The sequence below is a fragment of the Neorhizobium galegae genome, from assembly GCF_021391675.1.
Taxonomy (GTDB): Bacteria; Pseudomonadota; Alphaproteobacteria; order Rhizobiales; family Rhizobiaceae; genus Neorhizobium; species Neorhizobium galegae_B.
The window spans coordinates 107,508-128,622 of record NZ_CP090096.1; the positions used below are offsets into that span (position 1 = coordinate 107,508).

General features: G+C 62.1%; 16 protein-coding genes and 1 pseudogene. 9 read left to right on the forward strand and 8 right to left on the reverse strand.

Annotated features, from left to right (window positions below; translation table 11 throughout):
• Positions 1-2: 2 nt before the first annotated feature.
• From LZK81_RS23345 to LZK81_RS23380, 8 genes are read left to right on the forward strand one after another with little or no spacing between them, the layout of a single operon-like run.
• Positions 3-980, forward strand: coding sequence for an ABC transporter permease (locus tag LZK81_RS23345; RefSeq protein ID WP_046605852.1), 978 nt, complete (start codon positions 3-5; stop codon positions 978-980).
• Entirely contained in the window at positions 973-1,887 is a 915-nt protein-coding gene (locus LZK81_RS23350; RefSeq protein WP_233957457.1) for an ABC transporter permease, read from the forward strand. The genes LZK81_RS23345 and LZK81_RS23350 overlap by 8 nt, the downstream gene beginning before the upstream one ends.
• Complete coding sequence (locus tag LZK81_RS23355) at positions 1,884-2,900, forward strand: ABC transporter ATP-binding protein (RefSeq protein ID WP_233957458.1); 1,017 nt, start codon at positions 1,884-1,886, stop codon at positions 2,898-2,900. The genes LZK81_RS23350 and LZK81_RS23355 overlap by 4 nt, the downstream gene beginning before the upstream one ends.
• Positions 2,897-3,901 (forward strand): ABC transporter ATP-binding protein, encoded by a 1,005-nt coding sequence (locus LZK81_RS23360; RefSeq protein ID WP_233957459.1) that lies wholly within the window; start codon positions 2,897-2,899, stop codon positions 3,899-3,901. Before LZK81_RS23355 ends, LZK81_RS23360 begins: the two co-directional genes overlap by 4 nt.
• 12 nt (positions 3,902-3,913) lie before the next feature.
• A complete protein-coding gene (locus LZK81_RS23365) occupies positions 3,914-4,921 on the forward strand; it encodes an NADPH:quinone reductase (RefSeq protein ID WP_233957460.1) in 1,008 nt (335 codons plus the stop codon).
• The gene (locus LZK81_RS23370; RefSeq protein ID WP_233957461.1) at positions 4,918-6,804 is read left to right on the forward strand and encodes a hydantoinase B/oxoprolinase family protein; all 1,887 of its coding nucleotides are present in this window, start codon (positions 4,918-4,920) and stop codon (positions 6,802-6,804) included. The genes LZK81_RS23365 and LZK81_RS23370 overlap by 4 nt, the downstream gene beginning before the upstream one ends.
• Positions 6,791-8,839 (forward strand): hydantoinase/oxoprolinase family protein, encoded by a 2,049-nt coding sequence (locus LZK81_RS23375; RefSeq protein WP_233957462.1) that lies wholly within the window; start codon positions 6,791-6,793, stop codon positions 8,837-8,839. Before LZK81_RS23370 ends, LZK81_RS23375 begins: the two co-directional genes overlap by 14 nt.
• 1 nt (position 8,840) lies before the next feature.
• Positions 8,841-10,217: a M20/M25/M40 family metallo-hydrolase gene (locus LZK81_RS23380; protein WP_233957463.1), complete on the forward strand. Its 1,377-nt coding sequence runs from the start codon at positions 8,841-8,843 to the stop codon at positions 10,215-10,217.
• Between the two features lie 52 nt (positions 10,218-10,269).
• On the opposite strand, the pseudogene LZK81_RS23385 reads toward LZK81_RS23380, so the two are convergent.
• Positions 10,270-10,365: pseudogene (locus tag LZK81_RS23385) on the reverse strand (hypothetical protein); the annotation flags it as partial.
• A gap of 120 nt (positions 10,366-10,485) precedes the next feature.
• On the opposite strand from LZK81_RS23385, the gene LZK81_RS23390 reads away from it, so the two are divergent.
• Positions 10,486-11,244, forward strand: coding sequence for a GGDEF domain-containing protein (locus LZK81_RS23390; protein ID WP_233957464.1), 759 nt, complete (start codon positions 10,486-10,488; stop codon positions 11,242-11,244).
• A 63-nt stretch (positions 11,245-11,307) separates the two neighbouring features.
• Here LZK81_RS23390 and LZK81_RS23395 read toward each other — a convergent pair whose 3' ends face one another.
• The 7 genes from LZK81_RS23395 to LZK81_RS23425 form a co-directional block, all read right to left on the reverse strand.
• The gene (locus LZK81_RS23395) at positions 11,308-12,426 is read right to left on the reverse strand and encodes a glycoside hydrolase (RefSeq protein ID WP_233957465.1); all 1,119 of its coding nucleotides are present in this window, start codon (positions 12,424-12,426) and stop codon (positions 11,308-11,310) included.
• 4 nt (positions 12,427-12,430) lie between these two features.
• Positions 12,431-13,603: a polysaccharide pyruvyl transferase family protein gene (locus tag LZK81_RS23400; protein ID WP_233957466.1), complete on the reverse strand. Its 1,173-nt coding sequence runs from the start codon at positions 13,601-13,603 to the stop codon at positions 12,431-12,433.
• Between the two features lie 54 nt (positions 13,604-13,657).
• The gene (locus LZK81_RS23405; RefSeq protein ID WP_233957467.1) at positions 13,658-14,836 is read right to left on the reverse strand and encodes a polysaccharide pyruvyl transferase family protein; all 1,179 of its coding nucleotides are present in this window, start codon (positions 14,834-14,836) and stop codon (positions 13,658-13,660) included.
• A gap of 39 nt (positions 14,837-14,875) precedes the next feature.
• Positions 14,876-17,554 carry a glycosyltransferase gene (locus tag LZK81_RS23410; RefSeq protein ID WP_233957468.1) on the reverse strand — a complete coding sequence of 893 codons (2,679 nt, stop codon included), beginning with the start codon at positions 17,552-17,554 and terminating at the stop codon, positions 14,876-14,878.
• Positions 17,544-19,025, reverse strand: a complete 1,482-nt coding sequence (locus tag LZK81_RS23415; protein ID WP_046605839.1) for a DUF6212 domain-containing protein — start codon at positions 19,023-19,025, stop codon at positions 17,544-17,546. Before LZK81_RS23415 ends, LZK81_RS23410 begins: the two co-directional genes overlap by 11 nt.
• A gap of 181 nt (positions 19,026-19,206) precedes the next feature.
• Positions 19,207-20,463, reverse strand: a complete 1,257-nt coding sequence (locus LZK81_RS23420) for a glycosyltransferase family 4 protein (RefSeq protein WP_233957469.1) — start codon at positions 20,461-20,463, stop codon at positions 19,207-19,209.
• 44 nt (positions 20,464-20,507) lie between these two features.
• Positions 20,508-21,080, reverse strand: coding sequence for a MarR family transcriptional regulator (locus LZK81_RS23425; protein ID WP_233957470.1), 573 nt, complete (start codon positions 21,078-21,080; stop codon positions 20,508-20,510).
• Positions 21,081-21,115 lie beyond the last annotated feature (35 nt).

Sequence of the window (21,115 nt, forward strand, 5' to 3'; positions counted from 1 at the left end):
CGATGAAGAATTTCAAGGCTGTGGGCAGCAGATTGCTGCAGCTCGCTCTTGTTTTATGGGCGGTGGTGACCATCCTGTTTCTAATGTTCCGGCTGATGCCGGGCAATCCGATGGCCGCCTATATCGACCCGACCTTTACTCTCGAGCAGCAGCAGCAGCTGATGGCCCAGTTCGGCCTCGACAAGCCGCTCTGGCACCAGTACCTGATCTATCTCGGCAACCTTCTGCAGGGCGAGCTCGGCCAGAGCTTTCGCTACCGCGAGCCGGTCGGGCAGCGGATCTGGATCCTGTTGCCGAACACGCTGATCCTCACCTTCTCCTCGCTGATCGTCGCTTACGTCTTCGGCATTCTCGCCGGTGCCTATCTCGCCTGGCGCCGCGGCAGCTGGGTGGAGCAGGCGGCCATTCCGCTGGTACTCACCACCCGCGCCATGCCGGAATTCTGGCTCGGCATGGTGATGCTGGCGATCTTCTCGTTTTCGCTCGGCTGGCTGCCGGCCGGCGGCACGCGCGCTCCCGGCAATGAATATTCCGGCTTTCTCGACCTCTATACGTCGCGCGATTTCCTCGCCCATCTGGCGCTGCCGGCAGCGACCCTGGCGATCTACAGCCAGGGCCTGCCGCTTCTCCTGATGCGTTCCAACATGCTCGACGTGATGAAGGAAGACTTTGTCACCATGGCCCGCATCAAGGGGCTGTCGAACTGGACGGTGGTGGTGCGCCATGCGGCCCGCAATGCTCTGCTGCCGGTGATGACCTCGTTTGCGATCGCCGTCGGCTATCAGCTGCAGGGCAATGTCGTGGTGGAATCGGTGTTCTCCTGGCCCGGCCTCGGCCGCGAGCTGGTGAACGCGGTTGCGGCTTCCGACTATCCGCTGGCGCAGGGCGCCTTCCTGATGATCGCGCTCGTGGTGATCTTCATGAATCTGCTCGCCGACCTGCTCTATGCCTTCCTCGATCCAAGGATTTCCCATGCCTGAGATCGCCGCACCCGCCATCATCAAGCCGAGACGCCCCAATATTATTGCCCGGATGTTTCGCGCGCTGAGGCTGCCGATGAACGACCCGTTCGCGGTCGCCGGTCTCCTGATCTATCTGGTGTTCGTCGTCGTCGCGGTGTTCGCCGATCAGATCGCCACGCATGATCCGACCGAAATTCTCTATACCCCAGCCTACGATCTCGCGGCGGATCTCCGGCCGGGGCAGGATGGTTTCATCATGGGAACCACCAGCCTCGGCCGGGATATCTTCTCGCAGCTCGTTTATGGCAGCCGCTCGGCACTGCTGATCGGCATCACGGCCGCCTTCATGGTGGCGCTGATCGGCTCGGTCATCGGCCTTGTCGCCGGTTATTTCGGCCGCTGGGTGGATGCCATCCTGATGCGGCTTGCGGACATCGCCTTCGGCATTCCCTTCCTGCCGTTCGTCATCGTGCTTGCCGCCTTCCTGCGGCCGTCGATCTGGAACGTGGTGATCGCCATGGCGCTGGTTCTGTGGCGCGATACCGCCCGCGTCATCCGCAGCCAGGTGCTGACCCTCAGGACCCGCGGTTATGTCGAGGCGGCGCGGGTGGCGGGGTCTTCCGACTTCAAGATCATCCTGCGCCATATCGCACCGAACATCCTGCCGCTCTCCTTCCTCTACGGATCGATCGCCATCGGCTGGGCGATCCTGACCGAGGCGTCGATCAGCTTCTTGGGGTTCGGCGATCCGGATTCGATCAGCTGGGGCTACATGCTGCAGGATGCCTTTGCGAGCCAGGCGCTCGCCAAGCAGGCCTTTTACTGGTTCGTGCCTCCTGGCATCTGCATCATCCTCGTTGTCAGCGCGGGCTTCTTCATCACCCGCGGTTATGAAAACATCCTCTTCCCGAAGTTGAGCCGATGAGCGAACCCCTTCTCTCCGTTCGAGACCTCCGGGTCAGCTATCAGGTGGGGCGCAATTTCGTCCATGCCGTGGATGGCGCGAGCTTCGACATTCCGCGCGGCTCGATCACCGGCCTCGTCGGCGAATCCGGCTGCGGCAAGACGACGGTTGCCCGCGCATTGACGCGGGTGATTGCCGAAAATGCCGCTATTACCGGCGGGCAGATCCTGTTCGACGGCAAGGATCTCGCAAAAATCCCCGAAAAGGAGATGAATGCGCTGCGCTGGCGCGACATCGCCTTCGTGCCGCAGAGCGCGATGAACTCGCTCGATCCGGTCTATACGGTCGAATACCAGCTCGACGAAGTGTTGCGCCGCCGCGGCGGCCTGAACCGGAAACAGGCGCGTGCCCGTTCCGAAGAACTGTTCGAGATGGTCGGCATCGATGCGAACCGCTTGAACGACTATCCGCACCAGTTTTCCGGCGGCATGCGCCAGCGTGTTGCGATCGCGCTTGCTTTGGCGCTCGACCCGAAGCTGATCATCGCCGACGAGCCGGTGACGGCACTCGACGTCATCGTGCAGCGGCAGATCCTCGACCAGTTGAAAGAGTTGCAGACGCGGCTCGGCGTCTCGGTCATCCTCGTCACCCACGACATTTCGGTCGTCGCCTATATCTGCGACCGCACGGTCGTCATGTATGCGGGCAAGGTCGCCGAATCCGGCACAATGCAGGCGGCGCTGACGGCGCCTTCGCACCCCTACACGATGGGCCTGCGCAACGCTTTCCCGGATCTGCAGGGAGCAGCCTCCGGCATCCTGACACCGATCGAGGGTGCGCCGCCGAACCTTGCCAATCCGCCGGCCGGCTGTCGGTTCAAGCCGCGTTGTCCTTTCGCGCTCGACATCTGCGGCACCGAGCCGCCGGTCATCGAGGTTGCGCCGGATCATCCGGTGCTCTGTCACCGCGCCAACGAGAGTGCTGCCTTGCGTATCGAATCCGCCAAGACGGAGACATGGATGGCCCCGGCATGAACCCCGCCACCGAAAAAACCGTCACCAAGAAACCGGATGTCCTGGTCTCGGTCTTCGATGCCAAGCTGCATTATGCTGTCGGCGGTGCGTTCGCGGCGATGCGCGGCAAGTCGACGGTGGTGAAGGCGGTCGATGGCGTCAGCTTCGATATCCGGCGGGGCGAAAGCGTCGGCCTGCTCGGTGAATCCGGCTGTGGCAAGACGTCCATGGGCCGGCTGCTGCTGAAGCTCGAGGAAAAGACCGGCGGCACGATCCATTTCGACGGTGAGGAGATCGGCGCCGTGCGCGGCAGCGGGCTCAAGAAGTTCCGCTCCAAGGCGCAGCTCATCTTCCAGAACCCGTTCGACGCGATCAATCCGCGCTTCACCATCCGCCAGACGCTGGCCGAGCCGCTGGAAAACGCCGACATTCCGAAGCGCGAGCGCGAGGGCCGGATCATTACGGCACTCGAACTGGTGAAGCTGCCCGAGCCGGCGCAGTTCCTCGACCGCTATCCGCACCACCTCTCGGGTGGCCAGCTGCAGCGCGTCGTCATGGCGCGGGCGCTGATTCTGCAGCCGGAATTCGTGGTGGCCGACGAGCCGGTATCGATGCTCGACGTCTCGGTGCGCGCCGGCGTGCTCAATGTCTTCCGCGACGTCCGCGACCGGCTTGGTCTCACCGCCATCTATATCAGTCACGATCTGGCGCTGGTGCGTTACGTCTGCGAGCGGACCATCGTCATGTATCTCGGCCGGATCATGGAAGACGGGCCGACCGAGGATATCGTCCGCGAACCGCTGCATCCCTACACCAAGGCGCTGGTCGCCGCCGTTCCGGTGCCGAACCCGGACCAGAGCCACGATCCGCTGCCGATCGGCCGCGGCGCGCCGGACCCGCGTAATCCACCCTCCGGCTGCGTGTTTCGCGACCGCTGTCCGGCAGCTCATGCGCGCTGCGCGTCCGAAATACCTCTGCCGAAGCCGGTCGGCACCCGCACTGTCGCCTGCCATCTGTACTGATTGGAGTTGTTGATGTTCGCCGCTTCCTACACACGCACCGGTCCCGCCGCGGAGGTTCTCTCCGTCGGCGAGATGGCTGCACCGGTCGCCGGTCCCGGCGAGGTGCTGGTGCGCGTGCACGCGTCCGGCATCAATCCGGCCGACGTGAAACGCCGCGGCGGCTGGCGCGGCATGGGCATGGATCACCCGCTGATCGTTCCGCATACGGATGGGGCAGGCGAGATCATCGATGTCGGCGCGGGCGTCGATAAAGGCCGCATCGGCGAACGGGTCTGGATGTGGAATGCCCAAGGCGGATACGGCGAAGCTGGCCGCGCCTTCGGCACCGCCGCCGAATTCATCGCCATTGCCTCCCATCAGGCTGTGAGGCTCGCGGATAACCTGAGTTTCGCCGATGGCGCCAATCTCGGCGTGCCTGCCATGACCGCCTATCGCGCGGTTTTTGCTGATGGTCCGGTCACCGGCCAGACGATATTCGTGAACGGTGCGGCCGGTGCAGTTGGCCATTTCGCGGTGCAGATGGCGGCTGCCGGTGGCGCGCGGGTGATCGGGACCGTCAGCAGTCCGGAGGCTGAGGCGCATGTGAAGGAAGCCGGTGCCTTCGCAATGATCCACCGCAAGACGGAAGACGTATCGGCCCGTATTCTCGAACTGACTGATGGGCAGGGCGTCGATCGCATTGTCGAGGTCGATTTCGGGGCAAACCTGGAACTCGATGCGGCCACCCTGAAACGCAACGGCACTGTCGCCTCCTATTCGTCGAGCAGCAATCCGACGCCAGTGCTTCCCTACTACGCCTTCGCAGCCAAGGGCGCCAACCTGCGCTTCATCCAGGGTTTCCTGATCCCGGAGGATCAGCGGCTGGCGGGTGAAAAGATGATCGCCGAGCTCGCCGATGCCGGCAGGCTCAAGGTCGCCATCGGCGCGACATTCCCCCTTGAGGACATCGCCAAGGCCCATGAGCGCGTCGAGCAGGGAAGTCTCGGCAATGTCGTCGTTCTGATCGGAGATGCCCAATGAGCACCCGCTCGATCCATTCCACAGCATCCAACGAGGATTCCAAGATGTACAATCCCAAGGAAAGCGAAAGCACGCCCGCCAGGGCGATAAAACCGGAAGGGTCCGTCTGCGATCCCGTCTCGCTCGAAATCATCCGTGGCGCGATTGCCGCCGCCCAGTCGGAAATGGAAGCGCTTCTCGAGCGCACCGCCATCTCCGCCTTCATCCGCGAGAAGAAAGACTTTTATACCGCATTGTTCGATGGCGAAGGCGTCATGGCGGTCGGTTCCATGGTGCCGGTGTTCGGCGACATGACCGGCCCGGTCTTCGACAAGTTCCCGGCCGATATGATGAAGCCCGGCGATCTCTACTGGTACAATGACTGCTACGGCTCGCGCGGCGCGGTTTCGCATTCCAACGACCAGGTCCTGCTGGCGCCCGTCTTCAAGGACGGCAAGCGTTGCGCGTTCGTGATGAGCTGGGCGCATTTCGCCGATATCGGCGGCATGCATCCGGGCTCTATCAGCCCGGCCGCCACCGACATCTACCAGGAAGGCATCATCATCCCCGTCACCAAGCTGATGAACCAGGGCGTCACCAACGAGGCGACGCTGTCGATCTTCCATCGCAATTCCCGCTTCCCCGAACAGAGCATCGGCGACATGCGGGCGCTGATGGCGAGCGTCGATGTGGGAGTGAAGCGCATCGGCGAGATCCTCGACCGCTTCGGCTCCGATGTTGTGGAGGATGCGCTGGCGCAGCTGCTCACCCGCACCCGCAAGCTGGTGCGCTCCAAGTTGGCCGAGACCTTCGATTACGGGACCCATAAATTCACCGACGCGATCGACAGCGACGGCCATGGCAATGGCCCGTTCAAGATGCGCCTCGCATTGACCCGCGAGAAGCTGGCGAATGGCGAGGACAAGTTCACCTTCGATGCGACCGAGTCCGATGACCAGGCGCCCGGTCCGGTCAACTTCCTGATGAACCGCGGCGTGCCGGGCATGGCGCTCGGTCTCTTTTATCTCGGCGGCGATCCGGGCCAGGTCTGCAATGCCGGCGGTCCGCAGGCGCTGGATGCGGTGAAGTTGCGCCAGGGATCCTTTCTGCAGCCGAACTTCCCGGCTTCGCTCGGCATGCGCGGCCTTACCATGATGCGCGTGCTGTCGGCCCTCAATGGCCTCGTCAACACGGCCGGCGGCAAGGCGCCGGCCTCCAACTCGGCCTATGTCATCACCATCATGCGGGGCAACTACAAGGATGACGCGGGCGAGCTGAAGCGTTTCCTGCTCGCCGACGGCATCGGCGTCGGTTACGGCGCCCGGCCGGATTCGGATGGCATCGACGCGGTCTATTTCGTGGCGCAGGAGAACTATCCGGTCGAGTTTCTCGAAGTCGGTTATCCGGTGCGGCTGCGCACCTATGGCATCGTCAAGGACAGCGGCGGCGCCGGCAAATTCCGCGGCGGCTGCGGCATCATCCGCGAATACGAGATCCTCGCGGAAGACATGATGCTCGCCGTGCGCATCGACAGCGTCAAGAACCCGCCCTGGGGCATCAATGGCGGCATGGGCGGCGGCACCGGCCGCGTCACCATCAATCCGGGCCGGCCAAACCAGCGCATGGTTCCGCCGCTTTCGGACGGCAACAGGCTCGTCAAGGGTGACGTGCTGCGCATGGAGACCGGAGGGGGCGGGGGCTACGGCCATCCTTTCGACCGCAATCTCGATGCGATTCTCGAAGACGTGCTCGGCGGTTTCGTCAGCGCCGAGTCCGCTGAACGTCTCTATGGGGTTGTCGTGAAGGGCACCAAGGTTGACCAGGCGGCTACGGCCGCACTTCGCGCCAATCGCCCCGCTACCCGTGCATTCCATCGTCAGGAGTATGTCGATGTCCTCGCCTGAGACCTTTATCGATACGTCCCTTTCCGTCGCAGTCGATATCGGCGGCACCTTCACCGACGTCGCCCTTCTCGACCGTGCCACCGGCAAGGTCTGGCGGGCAAAGACGCCGAGCGTGCCCTCCGATCCTTCGGAGGCGTTCCTGAACGGCATTCGCCTGGCGCTCACCGACGCCGGTCGCGAGGCCTCTTCGCTGGGCCAGGTGCTGCATGGCACCACGGTTGCCACCAACATGATCCTGGAAGACAAGGGCGCCCGCACGGCGCTGGTCACCACCAAGGGTTTCCGCCATGTGCTGAACATCGGCCGCCAGGACATTCCCCGCAAGGCGAACCTCTATACCTGGGTGAAGCCGGCGCGGCCCGTGCCGGCCTCGCGCATCGTCGAGATCGACGAGCGCATCGCCGCCGGCGGCGCGGTTCTGGATGCGCTGGACGAGGACAGCGTGCGGCTTGCGGCCGAAGCGATCCGCGGCATGGACGTCGAGGCGGTCGCCATCTGCCTGCTGCATGCCTTCGCAAATCCGGTGCATGAGAAGCGCGCAGCCGAAATCCTGCGCGAGGAATTGCCGCACCTTGCGGTCACCACCTCGACTGACGTGCTGCCCGTGGTGCGCGAATTCGAACGGACGCTGACGACCGTCCTCAACGCCACCGTCATGCCCGGCGTCACCACTTATGTGGGCCGGTTGGAACAGCGCCTGATCGACGAGAAGGTCGCGGCTCCGCTGCTTCTCATGCAGTCGAACGGCGGTGTCGCCGGTGCGGCGACCATCCGCCAGGCGCCCGCGCTCACGGCGCTGTCCGGTCCTGCCGCCGGGGTGGTCGGGGCTCGGTCTGTTGCCGCCGCCTGCGGCATCAAGGACATCATCACCGTCGATATCGGCGGCACCAGCGCCGATATCTGCCTGATCAAGGACGGCAAGATCGGCCTTACCCAACACGGCAAGGTCGGCGAATGGCCGCTGCCGCTGCCGATGGTCGACATGGTGACGATCGGCGCCGGTGGCGGCTCGATCGCCAAGGTGGCGGACGGCACGCTGACCGTCGGCCCGCAGAGCGCCGGCGCCCGTCCGGGCCCGGCCGCCTATGGCCACGGCGGCGAGAACCCGACCGTGACCGACGCCCATGTCGTGCTCGGACATCTGCCGGCCCGTCTCCTCGGCGGTCGCATGGCGCTGGATGTCGAAGCCGCCCGCAAGGCGGTCGACAGCAAGGTCGCGAACCCGCTCGGCCTTTCCACGGCAACGGCGGCGCGCGGCATTCTGGCGATCGTCGACAACCACATGGTCGGCGCGGTGCGCGTCGTTTCGGTCGAACGCGGCCATGATCCGCGCGACTTCACGCTGGTGCCGTTCGGCGGCGCCGGTCCGCTGCATGGCTGCGCGCTTGCGGAACTGCTCGGCATTTCCCGCATCATGATCGCGCCGGCTCCGGGCATTCTCTGCGCCGACGGCCTGCTTGCCGCCGACCTCAAGGCCGAGTTCAGCCGCACGTTGCCGAAAGCCGGTGCGGTGGATGTGGTGGCTGCCAACGGCATCATCGCCGAGCTCAAAGCCCAGGCATCATCCTGGTTCGACATAGAAGGTGTGGCCGAAAAGGACCGCCGCATCGCGACCGTCGCGCTGCTGCGCTACCACGGCCAGGGTGGCGAGCTTGCCGTCACCTGGGGCGAGACCCGCGAGGCTGTGGATGCCGCCTTCGCCGCCGAGCACAAGGCGCTCTACGGTTTTGAGCTCGAAGCGGCGATCGAACTGGTGACCCTGCGCGTCGAAGCCGCCGGCATGACGGTCGAACCGCCGCCGGCAATCCTCGAGAAGGGCTCCGATGTCACCCCGTTCGACCATGTGCCGGTGCATTTCGAAAGCGGCGTGACGAGCGTTCCGGTCGTCGACCGTTCGACGCTCGGTGCGGGCGCCACGTTCCAGGGGCCTATGATCCTCACCCAACTTGATACGACGACATTGGTCGCACCCGGGTGGAGCGGTACGGTGCATGGTTCCGGCGCCCTCCTTCTGACAGCCAAGCAGGATGCATGAAATGACTGAGCAAAAGAGCGATCTGGAGCGCGTCTTCGCGCATATCGAGGAAAACCGCGAAAGCTTCATCGAACGGGTGATGGATTATGTCCGCCATCCCTCGATCAGCGCCCAGAACAAGGGTATCGCCGAAGTGGCGGCCATCCTCGTCGACATGCTGAACGGCATGGGCATGGAGGCGATCACCATCCCGACCAAGAACCATCCGATGGTGCTCGGCCGCATGGAAAAGCAGCCCGGCAAGCCGACCGTGCTCCTCTATGGTCATTACGACGTGCAGCCGCCGGAACCCTATGAGTTGTGGCTGAGCCCGCCCTTCGAGCCGACCATCCGCGACGGCCGCATCTACGCCCGCGGCATCGGCGACAACAAGGGCCAGCATTTTGCTCAGCTGATGGCGCTGGAATCGCATCTGAAGGTGACCGGCGAACTGCCCTGCAACGTCATCTTCCTGCTGGAAGGCGAAGAAGAGATCGGCAGCCCGCACATCGCCGAGTTCGTGGCCGAGCATGCCGACAAACTGAATGCCGCGGATTTGGTCGTCACCTCCGATGGCCCGCTGCATGAATCCGACACGCCGATCATCACGTTTGGCGTGCGCGGTGTCGCGTCCTTCGAACTGCGGGCGAAGACGGCCAACCGTGACGCCCATTCCGGCAATTTCGGCGGCGTGATGCCGAATGCGATCTGGAAGCTCGTGCATCTGCTCGCCACGATGAAGAACGACAAGGGCGAGATCACCATAGACGGCCTGCACGACGTCGTTGTGCCGCCGACCAATATGGAGCGCGAGGCGGTCGACAAGCTGCCGCTCGATCTCGATGCGATCAAGGCCGACCTCGGCATCAAGGAACTCGACGCGCCGCTCGACCGCGGCTATTTCGACCGGCTGATGTTCCACCCGACGCTGACCATCAACGGGTTGCATGGCGGTTACGGTGGGCCGGGCCAGAAGACGGTTCTGCCCTGCGAGGCGTTTGCCAAATGCGACATCCGCCTGGTCGAAAGCCTGACGCCGGATTACGTGTTCGAGAAGGTGCGGGCGCATGTGGCGGCCCACGCGCCGGATGTGGAATTCGTACCGCTCAACGCCATGCTGCCGTCGAAGACGCCGATGGATAGCCCATTCGCGCCGGTCATCCAGGACGCGATCTTCACCGCCCGTGGCGTCGAACCGCTGCTCTACCCGACCGTTGGCGGATCACTTCCGGATTACGTATTCACGAAGATCCTGAAGAAACCTGCGTTCGTCGTGCCTTACGCCAATGCGGACGAGGCGAACCATGCGCCGAACGAGAACCTCAAGCTGGATTTGTTCATTGCAGGCATCAAGACGGGGGCGGCATTGCTGACGAAGCTGGGTGGGATGAAGCGGTAATGCGAAGAGTCTCTCTGCTTTTGTGCCGAGAGAAATCTTGCCAGGCGCTGAGGCAGAACGGCAGCACTTCGCGCTCCTCCTCCCTGTAGATGAGGTTGTAGTGAGGCTGCATCGATACAAACCGCGCCCACCCATTCTGCCGATGCAGGCCGATCGCCTTCCGATCAAATTCTTCATGCCCATTGTTAAAATACCATAAGGTTTTTTCACTTGGTATTTTCACGGAATATCTCAAAGATAGAGGCCACCGCAAAAGCTCTCTCAACCGATGACCCTGCATTTTCGTTTTCGCCAGGCGGTAGTCGTACCGCACATCAAGATGGCAATACTTCGCGCCCTCGCCACTGCGATTGGAGCGATCACGATTGCTTGGCTACTAAGCCTGCTTGTTCCCCAACGCCCGTTCTGGGTGGAATTGACAGTCGTGGCATTGATATCGCTCGCTGTTACATTTCCGCTTCAATTGGCGCTTTATCTGCGTAACGACGCGCTTCGTGATACCCAAGAAGAGCTTCGGCACGCGCTCAGTCGCAACCCCGTCACAGGCACGATGCGCGCCGGCGAATTTGCGAATTCGGTCGAACATGCGATAGAACGCAGGCGCACAAGCAGCACCGAAAGCGCCGATGGCGTCTTGCTCGTTCTCAAGATTGATGATTTCGATGCGATCGATCATCGTTACGGTCCACAATGGGCTGATACGCTGCTTCAATCGATGGTCCGGATCGTATATTCTTCCGTGCGCCATAGTGACCTTGTCGCCCGCCTCGCCTCAGACGAACTGGGCATCTATCTGCCCGGCACGACAATGGAAAATGCCAGCACCATCTGCGAGCGTATCCGCGCGCAGGTAAAGGAGACCACATTCACGACCGGGCAGGAGCGCCAGATATTGGTGACGGTGCGGCTTGGCGGTACCAGGGTCGAGCACCAAGCCGACTTTCAGGCGCTGCGCGAGGCTGCCAATCGCGCCGCCATCGCGGAGGAGGAAGCTGGCTCGCCCCTATTCCGGGAGCGGTTCTCTTGAACCGGAAACTCAAGCGTCTGCCGCGCATATCCGGTCTTTGCGATCTTGAGATCGCGGATTTTCCTACTTCGCGTCAACCTTTCCCGTTTTCGTGGCTGCGACGCCGGCCGGGCTTAACGCGCCGCAACGCCAGACGCTATAGACCGCTTGGGTGTCCCAGTCATAATAGAAGGCCGCTCTCAGCCTTCCTTCATCCATCAGTTCGTTAAAGCTGCGGCGCACGGCAAGAACCGCGACTTCCCGCTCGCGATCGTCCAGGGGGCAGGAAAGAGCAGTGTTGGCAATGCCCCACTCGGTCACCCAGCACGACTTGCCCTCCCCTTCAGGCCGGCAAAAGCCGAGAAGCGTTCTGACATAGCGCGCAAGTCCCGCGTCATCCTTGCGCCCCGGATAGAGATGAATTCCATAGCCATCGACCAGCGCATCGATACCCCGCTCTCGCAGGAGTGAAATGAATTCGCCGGGGTCGAGCCGTTCCATGCCCCGGCTGTCGGCCTCGCTTGTGCCAACATCGGACAGCCCGGCCGAAATCAAAAGCGCATCGCGGCTATGAACCGTCGACTGCAACTCCTCCCGGGTGATGCGGACGGCACCGACATAGGCGTCTAGCCCCCGCCCGAAGGCCGTGCGGTCTGCGAGTTCCGAAACGTTGCGCGGTGTCCGTTGCCCGGGCTTTTCGTAGACGACGAGGTCACCGTTGTAGGCGCTGTAGTTTATCTCGTTTCCGGGCTCGACGGCGTCGATGCGGATGCCCATGCCGTCAATGCGGCGAAGGGCCGAGCGCAACTGCGACCGATAAAGATCGAGGTCGAGATCAGAAAGCCGCTGAACATCCCAGATACGGCCGAAACCGGTACGGGGACGTGCCCCGGGGGGATAATAATCCTTGTTGCCGAGCTGGATCTCGAGAAGGACTTTCAGCCCCAGCCGGTTTGCGATTTCGAGCGCATCGATGCTCCTGGCCACCGGCATCGACAGCGAAAGCCGGACATGGGTGATGCCACTCGCCGCGATTTCCTTTAGTATACGCTCCTGGTCGGCACGAGAAAGCCAGGCGAGGTTTACCCGGTTGATGCCGATGCGATCGGTAACCACATCGCCAGCACCCGCCGGCGGCACCGGAGCAAACCCCCAGAGCACCGCCAGCGCACAGGCAAGGATCGCGCGCACCGCCACCTTCATCCGCTCAAAGTCCGATCTGCCCCAAAGCACTGCGGAAATTCGCCTCGCAAGCGGAATAGCGGTCGATCACGGCCTGCGTGTCGATCTTGCCGAGGAAGTTGGCGAGATAGGCGCGCTTGTCCGTCTCCCTGTTCCAGGTGGAGGCCTCGATATAAGGGAAGCCGATGAATTCCAGCATTTCCCGCATCCGGTCGTCAACGGCGATCATCAGGGCGGGCGTGCCGGCCTGCATGCCGATGATGCAGCCATGGAAGCGGCGGCCGAAGCAGAGATCGCGCTCGGACATCGCCCCGCGCCACTGGTTCGTATCGAAATAGACCAGCAACTCGTATTTCCGCTGCCATTTCTCCGAATGCTTGTATTCGGTGCCCCCGGTGATGCGCGCACTCGACCGGTCATAGGCGATATCACTGTCGCCGCCGGTCAGGGAAAGGTTGTAGGCAACAAGTTCGTCCTGGACGACATAGCTTGCGACGCTGTCGGGCTTGAGCAGTGCGTGGGCATCGACGATGGTATCGGCAACGCTGCCAAGATAGCCGCCGAAGGCGATCTTCTGGGCCTCCGCCAGCGCCGGGTTGGCGAGCGCGGTCAGCGAACGTTTCATATCATTCGGCGAGAAATAGAGTGACGGGCAGCCGGTCGGCTTGACGAACTTCATCCCCTGCTCCCTCAGGAATTCGGCAGTGAAGTAACCGCGCGTGAGGAAGAAACTCTCCTTGTTCCGCAACACGTCCAGGAACTTGAGCGTACCGGCCGGCAGTTGATCCTTGAGGCCCTCCTTGCGCTGGATGCCGATGCCCATCACCACGACCGGCATCGTCAGCTTCGCGAAGATTTCCGCCTCGAGATCGGCGGAATAGCCGGGGCGCAGCAGATTGGCTGAGGCGAAGACGCACAGATCGAACTCGCGGTTCACCTGCTCGAAAATCTCGTTCGACTCCCGATTGTTGGCCAGATGCCAGAACGGCAGGTAGGTGACGTTATGGCCGCGCAGGCTCTCGGCCGCTCCCTCGCCGATCAGGTAGTTGCCGGTATTGGCGATCTTCCTGACCTGCGCGATCAGATCCTTTTTTGTCCTCGTCTCGTCGAAATAGGGCCGATGGATAACGGTCGTGCCGGAGACGTCCGCAATCGTCCGCTGCAGATAGGAGGGAATGCCCGTGAGCAAGATACGCATGACTGTCCTCTGAACCGAAGGGTGATGGCCCGCGGGCCCCTGGATAGGGCCTCGCTAAAGGCCGATGCCGATTTCGCGAAGCGTGGTGCGGAAGGCGCTCTCGCGATCGGAATACCGGTCGACGAGTTCGCTCGTGTTGAGCTGCGCCAGATGGTCGGCGACGAACTCGGCGCGGTTCTCCGCCTTGTCGACCTCCGTAATGTCGACAGCCGGCAGGCCGGTGAAGCCCAGCATCTCGCGCATGCGGTCGTCCACCGCTACCATCAGACTAGGCACGGCCGCCTGCATGGCGATGATCGAACCGTGAAAACGCCGGCCGAAATTGAAATCCATCGAGGAGGCCCAGCCGCGCCACTGGTTGTTGTCGAAGAAGGTACGAACCTCGAACCGCTGCTTCTCCCGTTCAATACCGGGATAGGTCAGATCGCCGATCATCCGGCCCGAAGCGGAATCATAGACGCGTCCCTCGTCATTGGGCTCAACCTTCATATCGAAGTGAAGGAACTCGTCCTGCACGACGTATGGCGGTACGGTATCCTGCGGCGCGAGCGCGTTCGCATCCAGGATCGCATCCTGATTGCCACCGAGATAGCCCGAAAAAATGGTCTTCGCCTGGCCGATCTTGACGCTCGGCAGCTTCCTCATCGACCGGCGCATGTTGTCCGGCATGAAATAGACGGAAGGGCAGCCGGTCGGGCGCACGAAGGAGAAGCCCTGATCCTTCAGGAAGCCGGCGGACTCGTAGCCGCGTGTCAGGAAATAGTGCTCTCGCTCCTTCAGGACCGCCAGAAGCCGCTTCGTTCCTTCCGGAAGATTGTTCTCCAGGTCCTTGCGGTTCTGCAATCCGATGCCCAGCATGACGATTGGCATGTTGAGCCGGCTGAGGACATCCGCCTCGGCGTCCGCGGAAAGCCCCTTGCGCAACAGGTTCGCGCAGGTGAAGACGCAGATATCGAAATTGGCGTTGAACTCATCGAACCCACTGCCGCTCTTGCTGAGATTGTAGAGATGCCAGAAGGGAACCTGCTTGGCATGCGGCGCGAGCGCCCGCAGGGCGCCTTCGCCGATGAGGTAGTTCCCGGTATTGCTGATGTTGCTCAGCTCTTGCAGGAACTCCTCTTTCGTTTCCGGCTGCTTCTGCCGCTCCGAATAGGAGACGGACGAACCATGGGCGCCATTGGCAAGGCGCGTGTAGTGACCAGGAATACCCGTCACGAGAATTCGCGGACGCATTCGACAAGACCTTTCTGTTTCAAAGAAGCGGCCCGGCAATCAGCCAGCTGCCGCGACCACGGGATTTGCCGCCGCCTGCTCGCGAAAGATCGCGGCGCGGGACAGTGACGAATTTTTCACGGACCGATCGCTCCACGAGATGAAATCCGAGAATGAGGAAGTCCATGACCGGTGCGCGGCGGTTCTGATGCAGCCCTCCATGAGCGGCGCAAGTCTTCCGCGATTGCGCGCAACCTCTTCAATAATTCGTGCCATCTCCCTCACCATCTGAGGATCGGAAGCCGCATCGATGAGTATGCCGTCCTCGCCGTCGCAAATGAGTTCGTCCACCGCGCCAACCGCGGTCGCGATGGGCACGCAGCCGAGTTGCTGTGCCTCGGCGATCATCAGCGGCGCGCCCTCCCACCGTGACGGCATGAGGAGAACATCGGCCCAGCCCAGCGCCTTGATCAGGTCCTTGCTCGCGAAGACCGGCGGGCGCACGTCGACGCCGAGGTCCTTCAGCCGTTCACTCCAGGAGACCCTGGAATCGGCGAGAATTTCCCCTCCGATGGCCCGACCGTCGAAGGCGACGTTGGAGGCCCGCAATTCCGCGAGCACTGCCGCCAGCCTGTCGATGCCCTTCTGCTGGTCAAACCGGCCCATGTAAAGAATCCGCAAGCGGTCATCCTTGCGCTCAATCCGCCTGACGGCCAGAACCTCCGCCAAGGCTTTGGGCGGCACCGAGAAGCTTGCGCCGTTCGCTACGGCGAAGACCTTCTCGTGCGGGACACCGTAGCTGTGCAGATAGATCTTGAGCTGTTCGGAGCAGGTCAGGAAGGCATCGTAGCAATGCTCGTGGGCAATCGCTGCGAAGGGCTGGCCGGCGGGCCTCTTGAAGGCCGTGTTGTCCACGACGTGCAGATAGCAGGCCGTGCGCGTGCCTTCGGATCGCAGTCGCGCGATAAGGGGATGGACGGCCATCACGTGGTTGTTGATGACCAGGTCGAAGCCGGAAAGCTGCCCTTTGAGCGCCTGCCAGTCGACCGAATGCTCCTCGGCGATGAAGTCCTGTCCCAGGAAAGAACCCGACCCTCCCCAGGCCGGAATTCCCGCCTCCCAGAAATGGATGTAGTCGAAGCTGGAATCGAACTCGTCGATCACGTCCATCCGGGACGTGCCGAGCACGAAGAGGTGGGTTTCATAACCGGCCGCCTTCAACTCCCGCGCCGCGGCATAAACGACCTTTTCAGCCCCGCCGAACGAAGCGTTCGGCACCAGCAGCGCCACGGTGCGCTTGCCCTCGTTATGCCCGAGCGGCAGGACCGGCGATCCTCCGATCTCCTTGCGCAACGCCTTGTGGAGATCGGTATAGGGCACGAGCCGCGCGGGACGCCAGGTCCATCGCCTGCCAGCCGTCTCGCGGAGGGGGCTCGAGGCAATTGCGTTGAGGCAATTGATCATCACCTGCTGAGGCGTGATGAGAGAGCGGCGCGGGAGGCTTCTTGGAAAAGGGAAGCGCACTTTCAGAACGGCCGATGTCGGCCATACCTGCTGGCTTGCGATCGAGGCGAACCAGTCCACGGCATTGTTCTGGACCACGTCCTGGACGATCCGTGTCGACAGGAAAACGAGATCGGCGGGGCCGATTTTTTGTGCACCCGGCCCATGAACGACCGACTCGATCTTGCGCTGGGCGGCATCGTTGGCGAGCTGGACGAAGACGACGTTGCTCACCTCGCTCAGGCGCTCGAGATGAGCAAGCACGTTCGGCAACATCCGCGAGCGCCGCAGAAGGTCGAGCGCCGCGCCGCTTCCGGCGACCAGGAATGGCGGAAAATGTTCATTGTCCGGCTCGCCGATATTGCCCCAGAAGGCGGGGATGATGTCGTCGAGGCGAAGCATCGTCGGCGGCTTGGTGGGATCGGTGAAGAAGGAGATCGCCGTATCTTCCGTCCGCGCAAACAGGTAGCGCGGGCAATCCTCGTGCTCGAAATCCACCAGCATCGGGCGCTGGAACAACGGCATGTGGCGCTTGCGCAGGAAGCTGACCGATGTGGCGCGGTCGCGGTTCGCCTCCTTGAAGCGGCTTTCCGCCCTCAGCCTGTATTCGAAGACGGTGTCGTGGCAGGGCATGCCGACGAAACCGTGCTCGATGCAGGACAGCCAGAATTCCCAATCCTCGAAACCGTTCTGCCGGTCGTCATTAAAGCGGACGCCGTCCTTGAAAACCTCGATCGAGATCATCGATCCCGTATCGCAGATATTGTCGGTGATGCAGTGCACCAGCCGCGAATAGCGATTGCCGTAATGGGCGCGCCAGCTGACCGAGAATGTGTCGATATTCGTGTAAACCCACCCGCAGCCGCTGGAGACGAGCTGCTGGTAAAGCGTCTTGATCGTGCCGGGAAGGATGCGGTTGTCGGCATCGAGGAAGTAGACAGCCCTCGCCTCGGAAAAATGCTCGATGACGAAATCGATGGCGCGATTGCGTGCACCGCCCGGGCCGGCGTTCCGGCCGAATATGACATGGACGCAAGGATGGGCCGCGGCGTAGAGCAGCAGCTGATCGAACGTTTCGTGCCGCGGATCGCCGTCGACAGAGACGACGATGACGATCCGGCAGTTGCCGGGATTCGAGGCAAGCACCGACTCGATCGCCTCAAGAGCAAGTGCCGCGTGACCGTAGAGAGGCATGGCCACGGCGATCAGGTCGGCTGGCTCCCTGTTACCGGACATCGGCGGCCTCCGTAAATTGCTTGACCATCCTGAAGCCGGAGACTTTAAGCCAGGAGAAATCGACCGAATCCGTCACTGCGCGGCTGAGGATCATCAGATCCATCGGGCCGCGTACCGGCTCATCCAGCTGAATGTTGATGTTGACGACCTCGCTGGAGCTGACTTCGCGCCATCCGCTGAAGAATGTCGACGGTCTGGCCGTGCCCTTTCGCGCGATCTCGGCCACTTCGGAACGCGCATTCGAATTTGCCGGCGCGAGCAGGAAGCTGACCGCCGCGGGCTTGCCTTCCGGATGATCGATGAAGGCGCTCACCGAAAAGGATATCGTTCCGGTCTCGACGGCGCCACTGACCGCGCCGGCCGATATGCCGCTCGGCAACGGATGGCAGACGATGGCATGCTCGTGCTCGAGGAACCGCACCGTCTGGAATTCCGGGACGATGGGCGTGACCGAAACGTCGGCGATCTGACTCAACGTAGCGACCGCCAGGCGATAGTCGACAGTGTACTGGCCTTCGAGCAGGTTGCTCGGCGCTATCATGTTGGGTGTTCTGGCGGGCTTGACCCCGGGCAACCCCGTGAACACCTTGAACGCCAGCGGGCGCAGGTCGAGATCCGGATGCGGAAGCTCCGAGCGCGCCGAATAACGCTCGCCGGCGATCGGATAGCCGAGCGAAAGGCCGACGGTCTCCGGCCCGGTCGCAGAAATCCGCAGCCGCAGCGTACGTGCTGCTCCTCCACAGGCGCGGGGCAGCGAGAAGAAATTCCAGTTCGGCACGAGCTGCGCATAGGGGACAGTCCATTCGGCAACCCCTTCGCCGCTCTCGAGATAGCTCAACGCGACGACAAGCTCTCCGCTGATTCTGGGCACCGAGTGAAAGTGAAGGGCAAACCCCGCCACGCCAAGGCTGGATACCGGCAGAAGCTGTTCGATAAAGGCTGCAGCAAGCAGCGGCCCGATCCCCTCATCCTTCGGATCGGCATATGGATCGTGGGAGAAAATCTCCGAAACCGGCTCCCAGTTTCGGGCCTGGAAGGCATCCTCGAGCGCTCGGTAGTTTTCCAGCAGCGTTTCTCGCTCCCTTCGCAGGATCGCAAGCTCCGAGGTGATCGAGGCGCTGTATCGCGCAAGCCGGCCGACACTGCCTTCGGTCAGAGCCTGCAGAAGCGGGAGGCTTTCCGGCCTGTTTGCGGGATCAAGCCGCCGGATGGGAACGGCCGGGATCGTCCCCAATGATCCAAGCAGCGCCAAACCCGCCTGCAGATCCGCCTCGCCCTCGTCCGAATAGGCGACGGCGACCAATGGAAAAGCATTCTGCAATGTCACCGGAGGAAGGCCATCTGCGTCGAGGAAAACGACCTGATGTTCGATATCGCTTCCTTCGAAGCAGGAGCGATCCCGGACCGATGCCGCGATCAGCTTTCTCGTCACCAGTTGTTTCCCAATGCCGGAAGACGTCAAATTTAGCACGCACCGCCCCTGAAGAATTACCCTGCAACAAAGAACAAGAATTCCGGATAACCGAAACTTTTCAAAGTCATCCTGCGTCTTCTATTGGAAGCCTAACAACTAACATTGCAGTGCACAATAACAAAATTCAACCGATATAAAAAAATATATTCCAAATATACTTTAAAAATTGAAGTATTAATCATGAGGCCGCCAACGTCTGCCCCTGGATGCCTCTAAACGACTTTCCAGCCAGCTTTTCAATAATATTCTGTTGACTATTAAGGCATTCCGCCAACCGGAAACGCCTCTCGACCGTCCGGCGCGCCGCGACGCGCATCCCGAAGTGACGTTCCGGATTCGCGAGGGCGCCGAGAATCGCCTCGGCGAGCGCATCCGTATCGAAGAACGGCACCAAAAGGCCATTTTTGCCGGAACGTATGACCTCCTGAACGGGCGCCGTATCGGATCCGATGACCAGCGCGCCACAGGCCATCGCCTCCAGCACCGACCAGGACAGGACGAAGGGATAGGTCAGGTACAGATGCGCGGACGAGATCTGGTAGATCTGCCGTAGGACCGAATGCGGTACCGCGCCGGGAAAGACGATATTCTCCCGCGGGATGTCCAGCGACTTGAGGAGATGATCCTTCCACGCCCCGCCGCCCGGCGGCGGCACGCCATAGCTGACACCGTCTCCTCCAACGAAGACGAACAGAGCATCGGGACGCTGGCGCACGACCTTGGCGGCGGCCTCCAGAGCCTGCGGGAATCCGCGATACGGCTCGAGATCGCGCGCAACAAAGGTGACGATGGGAGGACCATCGGCACTCAGCACGCGTCCATCCGGAAGCGTGGCCGAAGCTGTCGGGTCGGGTCGAAACCGCACCGTATCGATCCCCTCGTGACACACCGAAATGCGCCCCTGGGCGTCGGCAGGATAGAGACTTCTCTGCCAATGGGTGGGGCTGATGCCGGCCTCGATGGCGTCGAGGGACAGGAGTTGCGCGATATTGCGCAGCCGCAGCCTCTTGCGGGTCTCCAGATCGGGCCGATCGTCGGGGGGAAACCCTATATCCGCCCCTTCCGACCGATAGAAGAACTCGCAATACCCCAATGCGGGCACCTGCGGGAGCACATCCTTCAGGAACATCATGCTTCCCCAGCCGATATGGCCGACCACGACATCGGGCACCAGCCCCTGCCGTACCATGGCATCGAGCGTCTCGGCGACGCGATGGCCGATTCGCGCATGGTGATCGGGAGTACCCATGTGTCGGGCCATATGAGGATCCGCACGCGGGCCCGCTTCCGCTCGATGTCGAATAACGCGAACGGAAGGGATCTTCTGATCTATGGTCTCGGTGATGAGGCTGACCTCATTGCCCAGCTGTGAGAGCTGGGCGGCCAGGGCAGCGAACTGACCGAAACCCCGTCGATGAACAAACGCCACGTGCATCGCGTCTATTCCCCCACGGCCAGGGGCGCGGCCTCACCCACCACTCACACGCCGTACCGTGAGGTGCTGCCCCAGGCCAGTTCGAGCTGATGCAGTGTCTGGAAGGCAGTTTCAAGCATCCGTTGCTCCTGGTCGCCACGATTCACCGCGCGCTCATAGGTCATCGCTGCCTCCCGGAGATTTGCCCTGAGCTGCCGCCCCTTCTCCGTCAACTTGATGCGTGCGGACCGCTTATCGCGCTGGGAGGCAACCCGATCGATGTAGTCACCATCACCAAGCTGTTTCAGATAGTAGGAAACGTTGGAGCCGACATAATGCCCCCGATCCAGAAGCTCGGCGACCGAGAGCTCCGAATCGCCGATTGCCAGCAGGATCATTGCTTGTGCTGGGCCGATATCGTCGACCCGAAGCTTGGTCAGCTCCGCACGGATCAGACCCGAGAACCGCCGGCTTGCCCGCTCCATGAGGCGAGCGAGTTCGAAATATGTAACCTGCTGGAGGGCCCCAAACTCGGCATCCTGAGGATGCTTGGGGTCTGTCTGTGCCGCCTGACCCATTTGAACTGTTAGTTCGCCGTTCAGCTCTAGAGGCAAATTAAGCACAACTTCTTCTTTCATCCTAATCTCCGCTTCAGGAAACTACTTCAAAAATT